At 73.7% G+C, this 16,860-nt stretch carries 19 protein-coding genes; 13 read left to right on the top strand and 6 right to left on the bottom strand.

Annotation, left to right across the window (positions count from 1 at the left end; translation table 11 throughout):
• On the top strand, positions 1-1,150 hold a 1,150-nt coding region (locus PV341_RS35250; RefSeq protein WP_500359955.1), incomplete at its 5' end, for a cysteine protease StiP family protein.
• The gene (locus tag PV341_RS35245; RefSeq protein ID WP_500322106.1) at positions 1,147-1,974 is read left to right on the top strand and encodes an HAD family hydrolase; all 828 of its coding nucleotides are present in this window, start codon (positions 1,147-1,149) and stop codon (positions 1,972-1,974) included. The genes PV341_RS35250 and PV341_RS35245, both read left to right, overlap by 4 nt.
• On the opposite strand, the gene PV341_RS35240 is transcribed toward PV341_RS35245, so the two are convergent.
• Positions 1,955-2,599, bottom strand: coding sequence for a nucleoside/nucleotide kinase family protein (locus tag PV341_RS35240; protein WP_500322107.1), 645 nt, complete (start codon positions 2,597-2,599; stop codon positions 1,955-1,957). The two genes, PV341_RS35245 and PV341_RS35240, sit on opposite strands and share 20 nt — an antisense overlap.
• A 22-nt stretch (positions 2,600-2,621) precedes the next feature.
• Between PV341_RS35240 and PV341_RS35235 the strand changes: the two genes are divergently transcribed.
• The 4 genes from PV341_RS35235 (at position 2,622) to PV341_RS35220 (ending at position 4,816) form a co-directional block, all read left to right on the top strand.
• Positions 2,622-3,281 carry an O-methyltransferase gene (locus PV341_RS35235; protein WP_500322108.1) on the top strand — a complete coding sequence of 220 codons (660 nt, stop codon included), beginning with the start codon at positions 2,622-2,624 and terminating at the stop codon, positions 3,279-3,281.
• Between the two features lie 20 nt (positions 3,282-3,301).
• The gene (locus tag PV341_RS35230) at positions 3,302-3,526 is read left to right on the top strand and encodes an FmdB family zinc ribbon protein (protein ID WP_499511677.1); all 225 of its coding nucleotides are present in this window, start codon (positions 3,302-3,304) and stop codon (positions 3,524-3,526) included.
• 64 nt (positions 3,527-3,590) lie between these two features.
• Positions 3,591-4,055, top strand: a complete 465-nt coding sequence (locus PV341_RS35225) for a hypothetical protein (protein ID WP_500322110.1) — start codon at positions 3,591-3,593, stop codon at positions 4,053-4,055.
• Positions 3,998-4,816, top strand: a complete 819-nt coding sequence (locus PV341_RS35220; RefSeq protein WP_500359954.1) for a phosphotransferase — start codon at positions 3,998-4,000, stop codon at positions 4,814-4,816. The genes PV341_RS35225 and PV341_RS35220 overlap by 58 nt, the downstream gene beginning before the upstream one ends.
• 37 nt (positions 4,817-4,853) lie before the next feature.
• Here the strand turns inward: PV341_RS35220 and PV341_RS35215 are convergent, their stop codons facing one another.
• The 3 genes from PV341_RS35215 to PV341_RS35205 form a co-directional block, all read right to left on the bottom strand.
• On the bottom strand, positions 4,854-6,095 hold the full coding sequence (locus PV341_RS35215) for a hypothetical protein (protein WP_499511675.1): 1,242 nt from the start codon (positions 6,093-6,095) through the stop codon (positions 4,854-4,856).
• A gap of 90 nt (positions 6,096-6,185) precedes the next feature.
• Positions 6,186-6,953 (bottom strand): DUF4097 family beta strand repeat-containing protein, encoded by a 768-nt coding sequence (locus PV341_RS35210; RefSeq protein WP_500322113.1) that lies wholly within the window; start codon positions 6,951-6,953, stop codon positions 6,186-6,188.
• 211 nt (positions 6,954-7,164) lie between these two features.
• The gene (locus PV341_RS35205; RefSeq protein WP_500322115.1) at positions 7,165-8,586 is read right to left on the bottom strand and encodes a family 2B encapsulin nanocompartment shell protein; all 1,422 of its coding nucleotides are present in this window, start codon (positions 8,584-8,586) and stop codon (positions 7,165-7,167) included.
• Positions 8,587-9,107: 521 nt separating this feature from the next.
• Here PV341_RS35205 and PV341_RS35200 point away from each other — a divergent pair.
• Complete coding sequence (locus tag PV341_RS35200) at positions 9,108-9,776, top strand: DedA family protein (protein WP_500322117.1); 669 nt, start codon at positions 9,108-9,110, stop codon at positions 9,774-9,776.
• A gap of 120 nt (positions 9,777-9,896) precedes the next feature.
• Positions 9,897-10,586: a hypothetical protein gene (locus PV341_RS35195; protein ID WP_500322119.1), complete on the top strand. Its 690-nt coding sequence runs from the start codon at positions 9,897-9,899 to the stop codon at positions 10,584-10,586.
• 40 nt (positions 10,587-10,626) lie between these two features.
• On the opposite strand, the gene PV341_RS35190 is transcribed toward PV341_RS35195, so the two are convergent.
• Entirely contained in the window at positions 10,627-10,908 is a 282-nt protein-coding gene (locus tag PV341_RS35190) for a DUF2087 domain-containing protein (RefSeq protein WP_500359953.1), read from the bottom strand.
• Between the two features lie 83 nt (positions 10,909-10,991).
• Here PV341_RS35190 and PV341_RS35185 point away from each other — a divergent pair, with 83 nt between their 5' ends.
• Together PV341_RS35185 and PV341_RS35180 are read left to right on the top strand one after the other, a co-directional pair.
• Positions 10,992-11,321 carry an antibiotic biosynthesis monooxygenase family protein gene (locus tag PV341_RS35185; RefSeq protein ID WP_500322123.1) on the top strand — a complete coding sequence of 110 codons (330 nt, stop codon included), beginning with the start codon at positions 10,992-10,994 and terminating at the stop codon, positions 11,319-11,321.
• A gap of 91 nt (positions 11,322-11,412) precedes the next feature.
• Entirely contained in the window at positions 11,413-11,919 is a 507-nt protein-coding gene (locus PV341_RS35180; RefSeq protein WP_499511667.1) for a hypothetical protein, read from the top strand.
• 28 nt (positions 11,920-11,947) lie between these two features.
• On the opposite strand, the gene PV341_RS35175 is transcribed toward PV341_RS35180, so the two are convergent.
• Positions 11,948-13,993, bottom strand: a complete 2,046-nt coding sequence (locus PV341_RS35175) for an MDR family MFS transporter (protein WP_500359952.1) — start codon at positions 13,991-13,993, stop codon at positions 11,948-11,950.
• A gap of 187 nt (positions 13,994-14,180) precedes the next feature.
• Between PV341_RS35175 and PV341_RS35170 the strand changes: the two genes are divergently transcribed.
• The 3 genes from PV341_RS35170 to PV341_RS35160 all read left to right on the top strand — a co-directional run bounded on the left by PV341_RS35170 (position 14,181) and on the right by PV341_RS35160 (position 16,688).
• Positions 14,181-15,164 (top strand): peptidoglycan-binding domain-containing protein, encoded by a 984-nt coding sequence (locus PV341_RS35170; RefSeq protein ID WP_500322126.1) that lies wholly within the window; start codon positions 14,181-14,183, stop codon positions 15,162-15,164.
• Between the two features lie 59 nt (positions 15,165-15,223).
• Positions 15,224-15,847 carry a hypothetical protein gene (locus tag PV341_RS35165; RefSeq protein ID WP_500322128.1) on the top strand — a complete coding sequence of 208 codons (624 nt, stop codon included), beginning with the start codon at positions 15,224-15,226 and terminating at the stop codon, positions 15,845-15,847.
• Positions 15,848-16,025: 178 nt separating this feature from the next.
• Positions 16,026-16,688, top strand: a complete 663-nt coding sequence (locus PV341_RS35160) for an HAD-IA family hydrolase (protein WP_500322130.1) — start codon at positions 16,026-16,028, stop codon at positions 16,686-16,688.
• Positions 16,689-16,860: the final 172 nt, after the last annotated feature.

The raw sequence follows: 16,860 nt of genomic DNA, 5'->3' as shown, positions 1-16,860 counted from the left end.
CGCCCCGACGCTCCCGGAGCCGCTGCGCGGTCCCGCGTTCGGCTCGTACGCGCCCGACGAGGTCGGCTGGCTGCTGAAGGACCTCTCCGACGTCGAGCTGGAGGCGCCGACCGAGGAGCGCGAGGAGGCGATCCAGAGCGGCGGGGCGCACTACGCGGAGTCGCTGCCCGTGGAGTACCAGCCCAGCGCGGAGTACCAGGAGCTGTTCCGGACCGCGCTGGCGGAATCTGCGGGCCGGATCGCCCGCGCCGTCGGCGCCGTCACCGAACTGGTGCTCGCCGAACGCGGGCCGGAGGCCGTGCTGGTGTCGCTGGCCCGCGCGGGCACCCCGGTCGGCGTGCTGATGCGCCGCTGGGCCCGGCACGCGCACGGCCTGGACCTGCCGCACTACGCCGTGTCCATCGTCCGCGGCCGGGGCATCGACACCACCGCCCTGCGCTGGCTGGCGGAGCACCACGACCCCGCGCGGGCGGTGTTCGTGGACGGCTGGACGGGCAAGGGCGCCATCACCCGCGAACTGGCCGACGCGGTGGCCCCGTACGGGGGCTTCGACCCGGAGATCGCGGTGCTCGCCGACCCCGGGTCGTGCGTCCGCACCTTCGGCACCCGCGACGACTTCCTCATCCCGTCCGCGTGCCTGAACTCCACGGTCTCCGGTCTGGTGTCGCGCACCGTGCTGCGCGCCGACCTGATCGGCCCGGACGAGTTCCACGGCGCGAAGTTCTACCGCGAGCTGGCCGGCTCGGACGTCTCCGGCCTCTTCCTGGACGCGATCACGGCACGCTTCGCCGCCGTGGCCGACGACGTCGCCGCGGACGTCAAGGAGCTGCAGTCCGCCGACCGTGCTCCCACCTGGGAGGGCTGGGCCGCGGTCGAGCGGATCAGCGAGGAGTACGGCATCGGGGACGTCAACCTGGTCAAGCCCGGCGTCGGCGAGACGACCCGGGTGCTGCTGCGCCGCGTGCCGTGGCGGGTGCTCGCCCGGCGCGGCGCGGGACAGGACCTGGCGCACATCCGGCTGCTCGCCGAGCAGCGCGGCGTCCCGGTGGAGGAGGTGGACGACCTGCCCTACTCGTGCGTCGGGCTGATCCACCCGCGCTTCACCCGGGGCGCGACCGGCACGGACGGCAAGGCGGTGGAGGCCAAGTGAAGCAGCGCCCGGAGATCGTGAAGTCCCTCGTCGCGAGCGACCTGGACCGCACCCTCATCTACTCGCCGTCGGCCCTGGCCCTGTCCGTGGCCGACGAGGAGGCGCCGCGGCTGCTCTGCGTCGAGGTGCACGAGGGCCGGCCGCTGTCGTTCATGACCGAAGCCGCCGCCGTGCTGATCCAGCGGCTCGCGGCCGCCGCCGAGTTCGTCCCGGCGACGACCCGCACCCGCAAGCAGTACCGGCGCATCAACCTCCCCGGCCCGGTGCCCCGGTACGCGATCTGTGCCAACGGCGGGCACATCCTGGTCAAGGGCCACACCGACCACGACTGGAACGCCGAGATGCGCCGCCGCCTCGCCGAGGGGTGCGCGCCGCTCGAGGAGGTCCGCGAGTTCATGGCGCGCACCGCCGACGAGTCCTGGCTGCGCAAGGAGCGCGTCGCCGAGGACCTGTTCGTGTACCTGGTCGTGGAGCGGTCGCTGCTGCCCGAGCGCTGGGTGAAGGACCTCGCCGAGTGGGCCGAGGAGCGCGGCTGGACCGTCTCGCTGCAGGGCCGCAAGATCTACGCCGTGCCCAAGCCGCTCACCAAGTCCGCGGCCCTGGCCGAGGTCGTCCGCCGCACCGGCGCCGACCACGTGCTCGCCGCGGGCGACTCCCTCCTCGACGCGGAACTGCTGCTCGCCGCCCACACCGGCTGGCGCCCCGGCCACGGCGAACTCGCCGACACCGGCTGGGGCGCGCCCCACGTCGACGCGCTGGCCCTGCCGGGCGTCGCGGCGGGGGAGGAGATCCTGCGCCGGATGCTCAGCGTGGCGCGCCGCTGACCCCGCCGGTCCGCACCACCCGTGTGCACGCGCTGCGCGTCGCCTCGACGCGCAGCGCGTTCGGCCGTTCGCTGGCCTCGATGAAGGCCCGGGCCTCCGCCTCCGTGCGACCGCCCGTCACATGGCGGGCCAGCAGACGGTCCTCACGCACCTCGGGGTCGGCCTCGACGAACCACAGCTCGTCCAGCAGGTCCCTGACCTCGTGCCAGCCGGCGCCGTCGTCGGCCAGGTAGTTCCCCTCCGTCACCACCAGCCGCGTCTGCGGGAGTACGGCGATCCCCGCCGCGACCGGCTCGTCGAGGTCCCGGTCGAAGTCCGGCGCGTAGACGGCGTGGCCCTGCCACGAGCGCAGCCGCCGCAGCAGGTGGACGTAGCCGTCCACGTCGAAGGTCTCCGGCGCGCCCTTGCGGCCGCGCAGCCCGAGCCGGTCCAGTTGGGCGTTGGAGAGGTGGAAGCCGTCCATCGGCACGTACGCCGCCGTACCCGCGCCGAGCCGCGCGTCGACCCCCTCCACCAGCGAACGGGCCAGGGTCGACTTGCCCGCCGCGGGCGCGCCCGCCAACCCCAGGAGCACCCGCCTGCCTGGCATGCTGGGCACCAGGGCGAGGACGTCATCCACGTACATGCCGCCACCTTAAGGAGCAGCCGTGCCCGAGACCAAGAACCCGCAGCTCACGCCCGAACTGTACGCGTATGTCCTCGAGCACAATCCGCCCCTGGACCCGGTCCAGGAGGAACTGGTCGAGATCACGCACACCCGCTTCGGCGACGCGGCGGGCATGCAGTCGGCGCGCGAGCAGGGTCCGCTGCTGGCCTTCCTGGTGCGGCTGACCGGGGCCCGGCAGGTCGTGGAGGTCGGCACCTTCACCGGCTTCTCCGCCCTGTCCATGGCGCAGGCGCTGCCCGCGGACGGGCGCCTGATCGCCTGCGACATCTCCGAGGAGTGGACCGCGGTCGCCCGGGAGGCCTGGGCCAAGGCCGGTGTCGCCGACCGCGTGGACCTGCGGATCGCGCCCGCCCTGGACACGCTGCGGGCGCTGCCGCGCGATCCGTGGATCGACCTGGTCTACCTCGACGCCGACAAGGGCAACTACGTCAACTACTGGGAGGAGCTGGTACCGCGGATGCGGCCCGGCGGGATCATCGCCGCCGACAACACGCTCTTCCACGGACGGGTCGTGGACCCGCGCGCCACGGGTGACACGGCGGGGATCCGGGCGTTCAACGACCGCGTCGCGGCCGACGGGCGCGTCGAGGGGCTGCTGCTGACCGTGGCGGACGGCCTGACCCTGGCGCGCAAGCTGTGAGCCGTGGTTAATCTGTGCCCATGCCCCGTTACGAGTACCGCTGCCGCTCCTGCGGCACCACGTTCGAGCTGAGCCGCCCGATGGCGGAGTCCGCCGCGCCGGCGGAGTGCCCCGCCGGGCACGACGACACGGTCAAGCTCCTGTCGACGGTCGCGGTCGGCGGCACCGCCGCCGCCTCCGCGGCGGCCGCCCCCCGTCCGGCCGCGGGCGGCGGGGGCTGCTGCGGCGGGGGCTGCTGCGGCTGACGGGCCGCGGCAGGGCCGGATGACCGATCGCCGGACGGCGCCCCCCGGGCGGGACACTGCCCGGGTGACGCAGCAGCAGGCGGCAGGACGCGTGGTCGACGTCGTGGTGACGTACGACGGCGAACGGCTTGGCGGGTACGGCCCCTTCACCGTCGCGGGCCCCTGGTGGTCCGACGTCACGGACGTCGTGGCACGCCTGGAGGCCCTGCTCGGCGTGCCGGTGGCCGTGCTGCGGCTGGTCGCGGTCGAGGGCGGTGAAGGCGGGCGCGACGGCGCGGTGACGTACCACGCCGAGGCACTGCGCAGGCCGCCCGACGGAGTGCCGCTCGGGCCCGCGGGCCGCGGCGGCGACCGTGTGCTCCCGGGACCGGAGGAGCTGCGGGCCGACTGGGCGACGGCGCCGGGCCTGCGCGAGGCCCTGGCCTGGGCGCACGGCGTGCTGGGCGGTGGCACGGCCGAGCAGGTCAGGACGTGGAACCTCTCCGGGCTGTTCCGCATGACGACCGCGACGGCCGCACGGCCTGGCTGAAGACGACCAGCCCCCGCTTCAACGCCTGCGAGGCCACCGTCATCGGGCTCTTCGCCGCCGCGGACCGGGCGTTCGTCCCCGAGGTCCTGGCGGCGGACACCCCGCGGCGGAGGGGGGTGCTGCTCGGGCACGTGCCCGGCGACGACTGCTGGCGGGCCGCCCCGCAGGTCGCGGCGGCCGCCGCGCGGCGGCTGGCGTCCGCCCAGGCCGCGCTCGCCACGACGACGGCGCCCGCCGGGCTGCCCGACCGCACACCACGGACCCTGGCCGCCCGGGTGCACCGGCTGCTGGACGGCCAGGCCGGCCGGGAACTCACCCCGGCGGAGCGGACCCGGGCCCGCAGGCTCGCCGGGCGACTGCCCGCGCTCGTCGCGGAACTGGACGCCTGCGGGCTGCCGTACACCGTCGTGCACGGTGACTTCCACCCGGGGAACTGGCGTTGCGACGGGCGGCGCGTGGTCATGGTGGACTTCGCCGACAGCCACTACGGCCACCCCGTCCTCGACGGCCTGCGACCAAGGGAGTTCCTCGGCCCACGCAGTTGGGAGGCCGCCGCCGAGGCCTGGGTCCGGACCTGGTCGGCAGTGCTGCCCGCGGCCGACCCGCGGCGGGCGCTCACGGTGGGCGAGCCGCTGGCGCATCTGCTGTACGCCGTCCGCTACCAGGAGTTCCTGGACAACACCGAACCGAGCGAGCGGGTCTACCACGAGGGCGACCCCGCCGCCGAGATCCGGGCCGCGCTGTCCTGCGCCGAGCGGTAGTGGCGGTGGGTGGGCGCCGGTGGCTCACCGCGTACGGCTAGCGTCCCGAGGCACGGTCCTCGCGGATCGCGGCGACGACCCGGGCCGCCATGTCGCGCACCGCTGCGGTCTCGGTGAGGAAGTGCCACCAGTCGGGGTGCCGGCCCTGCAGTCCGTCGACGGCGCGGTCGAGCCGGGCGACGGCCTCGTCGAGGGGGCGCGCGTGCCGCTGCTCCGGTGTCGTACGGCCCTGCATGGCGAGCCGCTGGGCGTCCCGGACGGCGAACCGGGTCCGCTCGATCTCGCCGTGCGGGTCCTTGCTGACCTCGTTGAGCCGCCGCAGCCGGTCGCCGGCCGCGGACACCGCCGCGTCGGCGTCGTCGAGCAGCGCCCGCACCGTGCCGAGCAGGGCCGTCGCGTCCGGCCAGCGCTGCTCGTCGCGGGCCTTGGCCGCCTCCGAGAGCTTCTGCTCCGCGCGGCCCACGGCCTCAGTCGCCCGCTCCGGCACGTGCTGCAGGTCCTGCCAGCACGCCATGCTGAACCGGCGGCGCAACTCGCTCAGGACCGGATCGACGCCCTCCGTGCGGGTCGCCAGGGCCTGGGTCCGGGTCCGCAGCGACACGATCCGCTTGTCGATCTCACGGGCCCGCTCGGGCAGGCGCTCGGCCTCCGCGCGGATGGCCTCGGCCGTGCGCAGCACCTCGTCGGCGCGCCGGATGGTCTCCTGCACGCCGTGCGTGCCGGCGCCCTGGTTGAGCTTGGTCAGCTCCGGGCCGAGGGCCGCCAGCCGGGCCGCGAGGTCGTCGGCGCGAAGACCCGATGCCCGTACGGCGTCCAGCGCGTTGGACGCGGCGAGCAGGGCCTGGCGGGCCCGTTCGACGGCGGGGGCCAGGCGGGCGAGCTGGGTCTCGGCCTTGTCCAGCAGCGGGCCGAGCCCACGCGCGAAGGCGTCCAGGTCGGTCCTGGCACGGACCAGGTCGTCCTTCGCCTTGGTGAGCTCGGTACGGGCGCGGGCCGCGGTGGCGGCCTCCAACTCGTCGCGGTCCAGGTCGTAGGCGTCGACCGCCGCGATGTAGGCGGCGCTGACCTGGTCGATGCGCTCGCCCAGAGCCCGGAAGTCATCGCTCGCGCGCCGCGCGGCGGGGGAGCTGTCGACGGCGGTGATGGTCTCTATGGAGATCACCAGGTCGCGCTGGGCGGTGTCCAGCTCGTAGAACGCCTCGGCGGCGGCGTCCTTCGCGGCCTGGGCGTCGGCGCGCAGGTTGTCCCCGCGCCGCCACCACGAGCGTGCCGTCGTCACAGTCGCCCTCTCCCGCAGGTCCGCCGCCGGTGGTTGTCCGCTCCAGTCTCCCACCTGGCTGGGACGAATACACGGGCCGGGCGGTTGCGGTCAGCGGCCGGCTTCCGTGACGCTCACCGAGCCGTCGCCCGTACGGACCGTCACGACGTGGCCGCTGGTGTCGTCGCGGGGGACGTCCACGCTGACGTGCCCGTCGCCTGAGCGTGCGGAGACCTTGTAGCTCTGGTGGGGCAGCACGACGCTGACCCGGCCGTCGCCGGTCGTCGCCTCGACGAGGTCGGGCACCTTGTCGAAGGCCAGCTTCACCGAGCCGTCCGAGGTGTGGGCGCTGACCTCGCTGGAGCGGATGCCGCCGGCGTCGATCCGGCCGTCGCCGCTGGAGAGCCGGAGCGGGCCGGTCACGTCCCGGACGACCACCGAGCCGTCGCCCGTGGTGAGCTCCAGCGGGGTGCTGAAGCCGCTCGCCTCCACGCTGCCGTCGCCGTTGACCACCGTCAGGCGGACCCCGCGCGGCACCAGCACCTCCTGACGCACCGAGCAGTCCTGCACGGCGCCCTGGCACTTGGTGCGGAAGGTCAGGGTGTGCCCGTGCATCGACCAGGTGGCCTTCGGCGTGTCGCCGAACACGGCCCAGCCGTCGAACCAGCGGGTGACCTGGATCTCGTCCACGTCGGCCGGTTTCACCACCACCTTGCTGTCGGAGGAGTCGATGGTCAGTTCGTTCCCGTCGAGCGCGAAGCTCTTGCGCTCCGGCTCGCTGTCGTCGGAGGCGTTCGCGCAGGCGGACGCCGTACCGATCAGCGCCACGACGCCCGCGGCGGCGGCGAGGGTCCTCAACGTGCGGGTGCTCTTCGTCATACCCAGGACGCTACGGAGCGTCCGATGTGCCCGGAATCAGGCCGCCCACCGGAAGCGGGGTGGGGAAAACCCCCGCCCCGCCCGGGGGTTCGGCGGGCCGACGGCCGTGCTCGTGGCGGACGGTACTGGCCCGGCCGGGGCCGCCCGCCCCGCCACGAGCACGCGCCGCCGCACCCGGAGGCCGTGTGTGCGCCGGCGCCAGGCTCCGGGCCTAGGCTCCGGGACGCGCGATCTCCACGTTCTCCAGAACGCCGAGAGCGTCGGGGACGAGGACGGCCGCCGAATAGTAGGTGCTGACGAGATAGGAGATGATCGCCTTCTCGTCGATCCCCATGAAACGCACCGAGAGGCCCGGCTCGTACTCGTCCGGAATTCCCGTCTGGTGCAGGCCGATCACGCCCTGGTTGTCCTCGCCGGTGCGCATCACCAGGATCGAGGTGGTGTTCTCCCGGGAAATCGGGATCTTGTTGGAGGGGAGGATCGGGATTCCGCGCCAGGACGGCACGTGGTGGCCGTGGAAATCGATGGTGTGCGGTACCAGACCGCGGCTGTTGAATTCCCTTCCGATGGCCGCGATGGCCCGCGGATGGGCCAGCAGGTACTGGGCGTTGCGGCGCCGGCTGATCAGTTCGTCGAGGTCGTCGGGGGTGGGCGGTCCGGAGTGCGTGGTGATGCGCTGCCGGTAGTCGGCGTTGTGCAGCAGCCCGAACTCCCGGTTGTTGAGCAGTTCGTGCTCCTGCCGTTCGCGCAGTGCCTCGACGGTCAGCTTCACCTGCTGCTCGACCTGGTTGTAGGGCTGGTTGTACAGGTCGGCGACGCGGGTGTGGACCTTCAGCACGGTCTGGGCGACGCTCAGTTCGTACTCGCGCGGGGAGAGGTCGTAGTCCACGAAGGTGCCGGGCAGGTCCGGTTCCCCGACGTGGCCCGAGGCCAGTTCGATGGCCTTCTCGCCGTACTTGTTCTGCGCCTGCTGGGTGCCGGTGACGAAGCCCGCCACGTGCTCGCGCAGCCCGTCGGCCTGCTGCATGACGGCCTGGAAGGCCTGGCGCGGCAGGGCCAGCACGGTGACGGCGGTGGCCGCCCTGGCGGTGTAGTCCCAGGTGCTGTCGGGGCCGGCCAGCCCTTCGGAGCCGAAGTGGTCGCCGTCGGCGATGCTGCCGATCACGCCCTGGCCGTCCCACTTGGCCGGGGCCAGCTTGTCGATCCTGCCGTGGGCGACGAGGAAGACGTGGTCGGCCGGCTGCCCGGCGGCCACGAGCGTCTCCCCGGCCGTGAACTCCCGTTGCTCGAACTGCCCGGCGAGCGCGGTCAGCACCGCGTCGTCGGTGAAGCCGCGCAGCAGCGGCAGTTCGCCGAGCTCCGCCGGGATCACCCGGACCTCGGAGCCGGTCTGGACGAAGTCCACCCTTCCGTCGCCCACCGAGTAGCTGAGCCTCCGGTTGACCCGGTAGGCGCCGCCGGCGGCCTCGACCCACGGCAGCACCCGCAGCAGCCACCGCGATGTGATTCCCTGCATCTGCGGCGCGGATTTGGTGGTCGTCGCCAAATTCCGCGCGGCAGCGGTGCCCAGACTCCGCTGAGACTGGCCGTTCCCCGTCGCCGCCTCCGACGCGACACCCGGCTCAACCGTCATGGATGGTCCTTCCCTTGCGGCCCGATGGCCCACGCGCACAAAAGCGTGGATTAGGCAATCAATTCACGGTGAAACGAGGTTCTCGTGCGGTGGTTCCCCCTGCCTTCTGCCGCTTTCCTCTCGGAAGCTACCCACCGGGTGGAGCGCCCTGCACTCACTCATTCGGGTGAGCGTGGCGTCCCGGGCCCGCCGGAGCGGGCCGGACGGTCGTGGACGTACGCATGTGCGAGGGCGGGAGCCGGATGCCGGAGGGCTGAATGCGTGGCATGTCCATGATGCGGACTGAAGGCCGAGCGGAACATCTCGTTCCGGGGACGTTCTGTCGTCCCTCCCGGTTAATCGCGTGCTATTCCCGATCGTCACCATCGAAGATGAGGAAAACGTCACGCGCCCCGAGGAGATCACAGGAGCATGGCTGGCGTACGCTGTACGGCTGAGAGCGGATCGCAGAGGAACCGCTTCTGCGTGATACCGCCTCACACCTCGGTGGCGCCGCGCACTCGCAGGGAGAGGAGGACGCGGTGTTCATCGGAGCAGGTTCCCTGTTCGATTCACCGTGGATCTACGCCCTGGTAGCCGCCTCCATCGTGCTCGACGTCTTCCTGCCGGTGATGCCGAGCGGCGTCCTGCTGATCTCGGCGGCCACGGCCGGCACCGCCGCCGGCGGCAACGACGTCCTCGACGTGCTCGCCCTACTGCTCTGCGCGGCCGTCGCCTCCACCCTGGGCGACCTGGCCGCCTACCGCCTCGCCTGGCGCGGCGGCGAGTGGATCGACCAGCACGTGGCGCACTCCCGCCGGCTCTCCACCGCCCAGGAGATCCTGGGTGCCGTCCTGTCCCGCGGCGGTGGCGCGCTCGTCGTGCTCGCCCGCTTCGCCCCGGCCGGCCGCTCCGTCGTCAGCATCACCGCCGGCGCCGCGCACCGCCGCATCCGCGAGTTCCTGCCCTGGTCGGCGCTGGCCGGCCTGGCCTGGGCCGCGTACAGCGTGGGCCTGGGCTACGCGGGTGGCCAGTGGCTCGGCGCCGGCTGGCTCGGCACCGCCACCTCCGCCGTCGCGCTGGTCGGCTCCGGCTCCCTCGCCGCGTACGTCTTCCGCCGGGAGCGCCGCGCCCAGACGGTCGTCCCGGTGACGCTGCCCGCGCAGACCGCGGCCACGCCCGAGCGGGCCGCCGTCGCCGAGGCCCGCTGAGCCGCACCGGTCCGCACCCCGGGTGGGCGCCGCCGATGGGCGGCCCCGCACGAGCCGTGACAGCATCGGTACGGACAGAAACCGGTCTGGGGGGCCAACGGACGGATCGGAGACCCCCCGATGCGACTCGGACCGCTCACCGGCCTGGCTGCCGTGATCCTCGCCGCTGTCTCCTACGCGCTCCAGGGGGACACCCCGGGGATCGGCAGCTCGGGGGTCGCGGTCAGGGCGTTCTACCTCACCCACGACACACGGCAGGGCGTCGGCCTGTACCTGCTGCTCGTGGCGGGACTCTTCCTGGTCTTCTTCGCCGGCTACCTGCGGCACGTCCTGGCCACGTCCGACCGCACCGGCTGGCTGCCCCAGGTCGCCTTCGCCGGCGGCATCCTGGCCGCCCTCGGCTTCTGGATCAGCGCCGGGCTCACCCTCAGCCTGGTCGAGGCCAGCGACCGGGCCCTGGTCGGCGGCGGCGCCCTCCAGGCGCTCAACGCCCTCGGCAGCGACCTGTTCATGCCCATCCTGGCCGGGATCGGCGTCATGCTGCTCGGGGCGGGACTGGCGATCTCCCGCGGCGACGGCGACCCGCTGCCGCACTGGCTGGGCTGGGTGGCCTTCGTCCTGGGCGTGCTGATGTTCATCCCGTACGCCGGCTTCATCGGCCTCGGGCTGGCCGGGCTGTGGGTCATCGCCGTGTGCGTGATCCTGCTCGCACCGGGGCAGCGGCAGGGCACGCCGGGCGGTCCCGGCGCTGCCGCTCCCGGCCCGGCCGCTCCGGGTCCCGGTCAGCCGCGGGACGACACCGGCCGCTGAGCCCGCTGCGCAGCGGGCTCCGGCCGCGCGGGGCCACGGCTCAGCGCGTCCTGCGGTACGCGGTCCCGTCCGCCGACCGCTCCAGCCAGCCGCCTTCCACCAGGTAGCGGCGGAGGGCCGCGCAGTCGTCGTGCACCGTGCGCAGCGCCTCGTTGACCTCGCGCTCGTGGTAGTCCCGCCCCGGCCGGAAGAGGGTCTCGGTCAGATGCCGCAGCAACTGCTCGCGCCGCGCCACCCGGCGCGGGATGACCGTGAGCCGTCCCTGCGAGAACAGGGCCGACACCGCATGCGCACCGCTCTCGGACACAGCGCACTCCTCCATGCTCGGGACGACAGATTCCGCCGGGCAGCGTGACACGCGGGGCTGACCGGGGGCACGCGAATTTCGGCTGGCACGATAGGGACATGAGCGTCGTCAAGATCAACGTACTGACCGTCCCGGCCGAGCAGCGCGAGGTGCTGGAGAAGCGGTTCGCCTCACGGGCGGGCGCCGTGGAGGGCTCGGACGGCTTCGAGTGGTTCGAGCTGCTGCGCCCGGTCGAGGGCACCGACCAGTACCTCGTCTACACGCGGTGGCGCAGCGAGGAGGACTTCCGCAACTGGATGTCCGGCCCGATGCAGGCCGCGCACCGCGAGGGCGGCGAGGGCGGTGCGGAGCGGCCCAGGCCGGCTGCCAGCGGGTCCACCCTGTGGTCCTTCGAGGTCGTCCAGCAGGCCGCGCCGAAGCAGGCCTGACCCCGCGCGGCGCCCCGTTCCCGCGGGGCGCCGCCCACCGGCCCGGGAAACCGCCTTGCCGTCTGCGATCACCGCGCGTCAGGCTGTGACCATGGACCGGCCGCTGCTCTTCCTCGACGTCGACGGCCCTCTCAACCCGTACGCGGCCAAGCGCACCCGGCGGCCCGAGGGCTACACCACGCTGAGGGTGCCGGCGCCCGGCGTCTCCGCGCGCCCGCTGCGGGTGTGGCTCAACCCCGCGCACGGCGAGGCGCTGCTCGGGCTGGGTTTCGACCTGTGCTGGGCCACCACCTGGATGGCGGAGGCCAACCGCTGGATCGCGCCGGTCATCGGCCTGCCCGAGCTGCCGTACGTCGACTTCGGCGCCGCGCTGTTCGCGCACCGTCCCGACCTCGTGCACTGGAAGACCGAGGCGCTCGTGGCGTACGCCGCCGGCCGCCGTTTCGCCTGGGTCGACGACGAGCAGGGCCCCGCCGACACGGACTGGGTCGCCACCCACCACCCCGGTCCGGCACTCCTGCACCACGTCGACCCGCGTGTCGGCCTGCGCGAGCCCGACTTCACCGCGCTCGCCGCCTTCGCCGCGTCACCGCGGTGACCGTCCCGGTCCCGGCCGCCCCGGCTGCTCACGCCGCGGGGCGGTGGGGGCCGGGGCGGTCCTGGTCCTGGCCGCAGAGCTCGGTGGTCAGACGGGTGAGCAGGGCGGCCAGGTCGGCGTGGCGTTCGGGGTTCCAGTCGCCCAGGAGTTCGGCCAGCACCTTGCGGCGGGCCTCGGTGAGCAGGGCCACGACCTCCTGACCGCGTTCGGTGAGGTACAGCGGGTTGCCCCGGCGGACGGCGTAGCGGTGTTCCTCGACCTCGAAGGCGGCGCCCTCGATGACCGTGTACGGCACCGTGGTCTGCAGGGCGAGGTCGACGGGGTCGGCGGAGCCGGTGCGGGCGATGTACAGCAGCAGCCAGGCGGAGGCGGGCTGGAGGCCGAGGCCGGTCAGCGCGGTGATCCGTACGTACAGGTCGCGGCGGGCCTCGCGGCTGCCGAGGACGCTCAGGCCGCGGGCGATCTCGTCGAGGGAGGAGCGGTCCACGGGGTTGGTGCCGATCGTCTCGCTCGCGTCGGGCACGGTGAGGGTGCGCCGCAGCGGCTGCTCCTTCAGGAACCAGGCCAGGACGAAGGCCAGCGCGCACACCGGTACCGCCCACAGGAAGACGCTGGTGATGGCGGTGGAGTACGCGTGCAGCACGGGGTCGCGCAGGGACGGCGGGAGCTGCCGCACGCCGCGCGGATCGGACTGGATCATCGCCGGGTCGAAGCCGGGCGGCAGGGTGAGCCCGGCGAGGGCGGCGGTGACCTCGCGGGCGAGGTTGGTGGAGAAGATGGTGCCGAAGATGGAGACGCCGAAGGCCGCCCCGATGGAGCGGAAGAAGGTGGCGCCGGAGGTGGCCGCGCCCAGGTCGGCGTAGCCGACGGCGTTCTGCACGACGAGGATCAGCACCTGCATGACCAGGCCGAGCCCGAGGCCGAAGACGAGCAGGAACAGGCTCAGCGCCCAGACCGGTGTGGTCTCGTCCAGCCGGTGCAGCAGGACCAGCCCGACGATCGTGACGGCGGTCCCGGCGATCGGGAAGACCTTGTAGTGGCCGGTGCGGGAGACGACCTGGCCGGAGGCGGTGGAGGCCACCAGCATGCCCACCACCATCGGGATCATGTGCACGCCGGACCAGGTCGGCGAGTAGCCGTGCACGACCTGGAGGAAGGTCGGCAGGAAGGTCAGCGAGCCGAACATGGCGAAGCCGACGACGAAGGAGATCACCGAGCACATCCAGAAGGTGCGGATGCGGAACAGCCGCAACGGCAGCACCGGTTCCTCGGCCCGCCGCTCGACCAGGACGAAGGCCGCGACCAGCAGCACGCCGAGCACCGCGAGCCCGACCACCTGCCAGGAGCCCCAGGCCCAGGTCGTACCGCCCAGTGAGGTCATCAGCACCAGGCAGGTCGCCGCGGCCGCCACCAGCACCATGCCCCCGTAGTCGATGCGGTGCGTGGTCCGCCGCACCGGGATGTGGAGCACGGTCGCGATCACGGCGAGCGCGACGATGCCCAGCGGCAGGTTGACGTAGAACACCCAGCGCCAGCTGAGGGTGTCCACGAACAGCCCGCCCAGCAGCGGCCCGAGCACGCTGCTCGCGCCGAACACCGCCCCGAACACGCCCTGATAGCGCCCCCGGTCGCGCGGCGGCACGATGTCGCCCACGATCGCCATCGACAGCACGATCAGTCCGCCGCCGCCCAGGCCCTGCAGCGCGCGGAAGGCGATGAGCTCGCCCATGCTCCGGGAGAGGCCGCACAGCGCCGAGCCGATCAGGAAGATCACGATGACGGACTGGAAGAGCTTCTTCCGTCCGTACATGTCGCCGAGCTTGCCCCACAGCGGGGTGGCGGCGGTGGAGGCCAGCAGGTAGGCGGTGACCACCCAGGAGAGGTGCTTCAGCCCGCCCAGGTCGCTGACGATCGTCGGCAGCGCGGTGGAGACGATGGTCTGGTCGAGGGCGGCGAGCAGCAGACCGAGCGCGAGCGCGCCGATCGCGACGTGGACGGACCGCTTGTCGGTCACTTCCGCCGGGCCGTCCGCCATGGCCCGCCCTGCGGGGGAAGTGGTGTCGTCCTGCGCCATACGGACTCGTTCCGCTCGGGCACCGGGGCTCCGGTACCGCGTTCACGTCACTTCCTTATAAATATTCACACCCTTTCCACAAGATTGGCTCCGTTTGTACGACCGTCGGGAACGGAGGCGCCTGGGCACCGGGCATGCGCGGTCTGCATAATCACTGCGACTGTCAGGGGATGGGGAGGGGGCGCCGGTGGCGTCTGACAAGCCGGCATCACCGGCTTCGCAGGAGGAGCACGAGTACGAGTCCCTCCGGGTACGGCCGTACGTGCCGGGACCGGAGGAGTACGCGGACGCGGAGGAGGCCGTCCCGGCCGCCGTGGCGGCGGGGGCCGCCAAGGCCTTCCCACCGCAGGACGCGGACCCGCCGACCGCGCCCATGGCGCCGGTGCCACCGGAGGAGGCCGCGGGGGCCGCGGAGCCGGAGGAGGACACCGACGTCATCGACCTCGGCACGGTCTCCTCGGACCGGCTGCCGGTGCCGGTCGCCGCCGCGTCCCGTGAACTGGTGCCCTACCCGTCCCGTGCCGTGAGCAGGCGCCGTGCCGGGGCCCATCGCCGCCGCCGCGGTGCGCTCGTCGCCGGCGCGGGCATCGGGGCGGTCGGCCTCGCCGTCGGCGCGGTCTTCCTCACCGCCCAGCTGACCGGCCTGCCGGACCGTACGGAGGCGGCCCCCGACCAGGGCGCCTCCGAACCGGCGGTCGAACTGCCGTCCTCCGCGCGGCCCTCGGCCTCCGCCTCGCGCTCGGCCTCGCCCAGCGCCACCCCCTCCACGCTCGCGTCCGCGAGCGCCTCGGCCTCGGCCACGACCGGTGCCCCGACGCCCAGCGCCGCCACGTCGCAGCCGACGGCGTCCGCCAGCGGCCAGGTCTCCCAGGCGCCCAGCTCCGCAGCGCCGCCGCCCGCGCCCGCGACGCTGCAGCGCGGTGACAGCGGACCCGCCGTCGTGGACCTCCAGAACCGTCTCAAGGCGGTGCGGCTCTACTACGGCCCCGCGAACGGCGAATTCGACCGGAAGGTCGGCGACGCCGTGGCCCGCTTCCAGTTCTTCTACGGGGTCAAGGGCGATCCGCAGGGCGTCTACGGGCCCAACACCCGGGCGGCCCTGGAGGCGAAGACCGGCGCGACACCGGACCCGGACTCCGACGGCAACGGGAACGGGAACGGCTGGGGCTGACCGGCTTCCGTCGTCCGTGAGCGCCCGCCCCGGGACCAGGTCCCGCGGCGGGCGCCGCCATGTCCGGCCCCGGGGCGCTCCGGCAGGATGGGGGCGTGGCGATCGACGACTTCGGCCCCAGGGGCTTCCAGCTCGTCCTGCTGCGGCGCATGGCCGACCACCGGCCCGAACTGGTGGAGGAGGCGCTGCGCACGCTCGGGGCGAGCCGTACCGAGATGCGGGAGGCGAACCGCCGCTGGCAGGCCTGGGGACACGCCAAGGGCTTCCCGCGCGGCGAGCGCCGCTACCGCGCGGTGCTCGGGCCGCCCGAGGCGGTGCTCCGGCGGAAGGTGGGCGACCTGACCTGCCCGGCGCTGCTGTGGCCGGTCCCGCTGTGGCCCACCCTGCGGTTCGAGGTGCTGTGCGCCCCGGGCGGCGGGGCGGTCTGGAACGAGTGGCTGGTCCGCGCCCCGGGGGAGCAGGGGCCGCAGCTGTCGGGCCTCGACGACCTCGCGCCGTGGTCCTGCACCGTCGACGAGGTGGCCCGGGCGTTCCCGCCCGCACGGCCCCTGGAGGGCGACGCCCCGACCCGCTGGCGGCTGGAGTTCACCGACCCCCAGGCCCTGCCGGGGGCCGGCCGCCGGACCGCCGGCTTCACCTACGGACTGCTGCAGTACGTGGACGGGGCGGGCGACGCGTCCTGAGGTCCGCGGGGCCCGTGAGGCGGGGCGTGAGGCGGGGCCGGCCCCGGCGGCGGCCGCGTTCGGGCACCCCCCTGGCGGAACCGCCGCACGGTTTTGTATCGTGTAGGAACAAAGTGGCTCCGCCCGTTTCCCCTGACCGGCGGGCGGGCCACTTGATTTGTCCGTCCGAGGGAGTTCCATGCTGTCGCCGTCCACCGTCGTCCCCGCCCGCGCCCTGCTGCTGGACATGGACGGCACGCTGGTCAACTCCGACGCCGTGGTCGAACGCTGCTGGCGCCGGTGGGCCGCGACCCACGGGCTCGACGGCGACGCCGTGATGAAGGTCGTCCACGGCCGCCAGGGCTACGCCACGATGGCGGTGCTGCTCCCGGACCGCCCGATGGCGGAGAACCACGCCGACAACGCCCGCATGCTCGCCGAGGAGACCGCCGACGTCGACGGCGTGGTCCCGGTCGAGGGCGCCCCGGCCTTCATGGCCGCGCTGCAGGGCCGCCCGCACGCGCTGGTGACCTCCGCGGACGAGGCCCTCGCCCGGGCCCGCATGGAGGCCGCCCGCCTCCCGATGCCCGCCGTCATGGTCACCGCGGAGCGCGTCAGCGCCAGCAAGCCGGACCCGGAGGGCTTCCTCAAGGGCGCCGCCGAACTGGGCTTCGGCCCTGAGGACTGCGTGGTCTTCGAGGACTCCGAGGTCGGCATTGCGGCCGCGAAGGCCGCCGGCATGCGGGTGGTCGGTGTCGGCCCCCGCGCCGCGGCCCACGAGCCCACGGTCCACGTCGACACCCTCGCCCAGGTCCGCGTCGAGGCCGCCGCCGACGGGACGTTCCTGCTCCGTATCGGCTAGCGCCTCCGACCCGGGGTGCCCCTTGCGGCCCGGTGGTCGTGTGCGGGTGCGTTGTGGTTGCGGGCGGCTGCGCCGGGCTGCCCGGTGGTTGTTTGTGTGCGGGTTGTTTGCGCCTGCGGCGGGCGTCCCCCCGCCCGCCGCAGGCGCAAACAACCCGCACACAAACAACCAC

The sequence above is a fragment of the Streptomyces sp. PA03-1a genome, assembly GCF_033792805.1.
GTDB lineage: Bacteria > Actinomycetota > Actinomycetes > Streptomycetales > Streptomycetaceae > Actinacidiphila.
This window is presented reverse-complemented; position numbering and strand designations above follow the sequence as displayed.

Bases quoted from the DNA above. Each gene is read 5' to 3' on its own strand.
- PV341_RS35240 (WP_500322107.1), bottom strand. From the start codon at position 2,599: ATGTACGTGGATGACGTCCTCGCCCTGGTGCCCAGCATGCCAGGCAGG.
- PV341_RS35230 (WP_499511677.1), top strand. From the start codon at position 3,302: ATGCCCCGTTACGAGTACCGCTGCCGCTCCTGCGGCACCACGTTCGAG.
- PV341_RS35210 (WP_500322113.1), bottom strand. From the start codon at position 6,953: ATGACGAAGAGCACCCGCACGTTGAGGACCCTCGCCGCCGCCGCGGGC.
- PV341_RS35205 (WP_500322115.1), bottom strand. From the start codon at position 8,586: ATGACGGTTGAGCCGGGTGTCGCGTCGGAGGCGGCGACGGGGAACGGC.
- PV341_RS35195 (WP_500322119.1), top strand. From the start codon at position 9,897: ATGCGACTCGGACCGCTCACCGGCCTGGCTGCCGTGATCCTCGCCGCT.
- PV341_RS35190 (WP_500359953.1), bottom strand. From the start codon at position 10,908: ATGGAGGAGTGCGCTGTGTCCGAGAGCGGTGCGCATGCGGTGTCGGCC.
- PV341_RS35185 (WP_500322123.1), top strand. From the start codon at position 10,992: ATGAGCGTCGTCAAGATCAACGTACTGACCGTCCCGGCCGAGCAGCGC.
- PV341_RS35180 (WP_499511667.1), top strand. From the start codon at position 11,413: ATGGACCGGCCGCTGCTCTTCCTCGACGTCGACGGCCCTCTCAACCCG.
- PV341_RS35175 (WP_500359952.1), bottom strand. From the start codon at position 13,993: ATGGCGCAGGACGACACCACTTCCCCCGCAGGGCGGGCCATGGCGGAC.
- PV341_RS35165 (WP_500322128.1), top strand. From the start codon at position 15,224: ATGTCCGGCCCCGGGGCGCTCCGGCAGGATGGGGGCGTGGCGATCGAC.
- PV341_RS35160 (WP_500322130.1), top strand. From the start codon at position 16,026: ATGCTGTCGCCGTCCACCGTCGTCCCCGCCCGCGCCCTGCTGCTGGAC.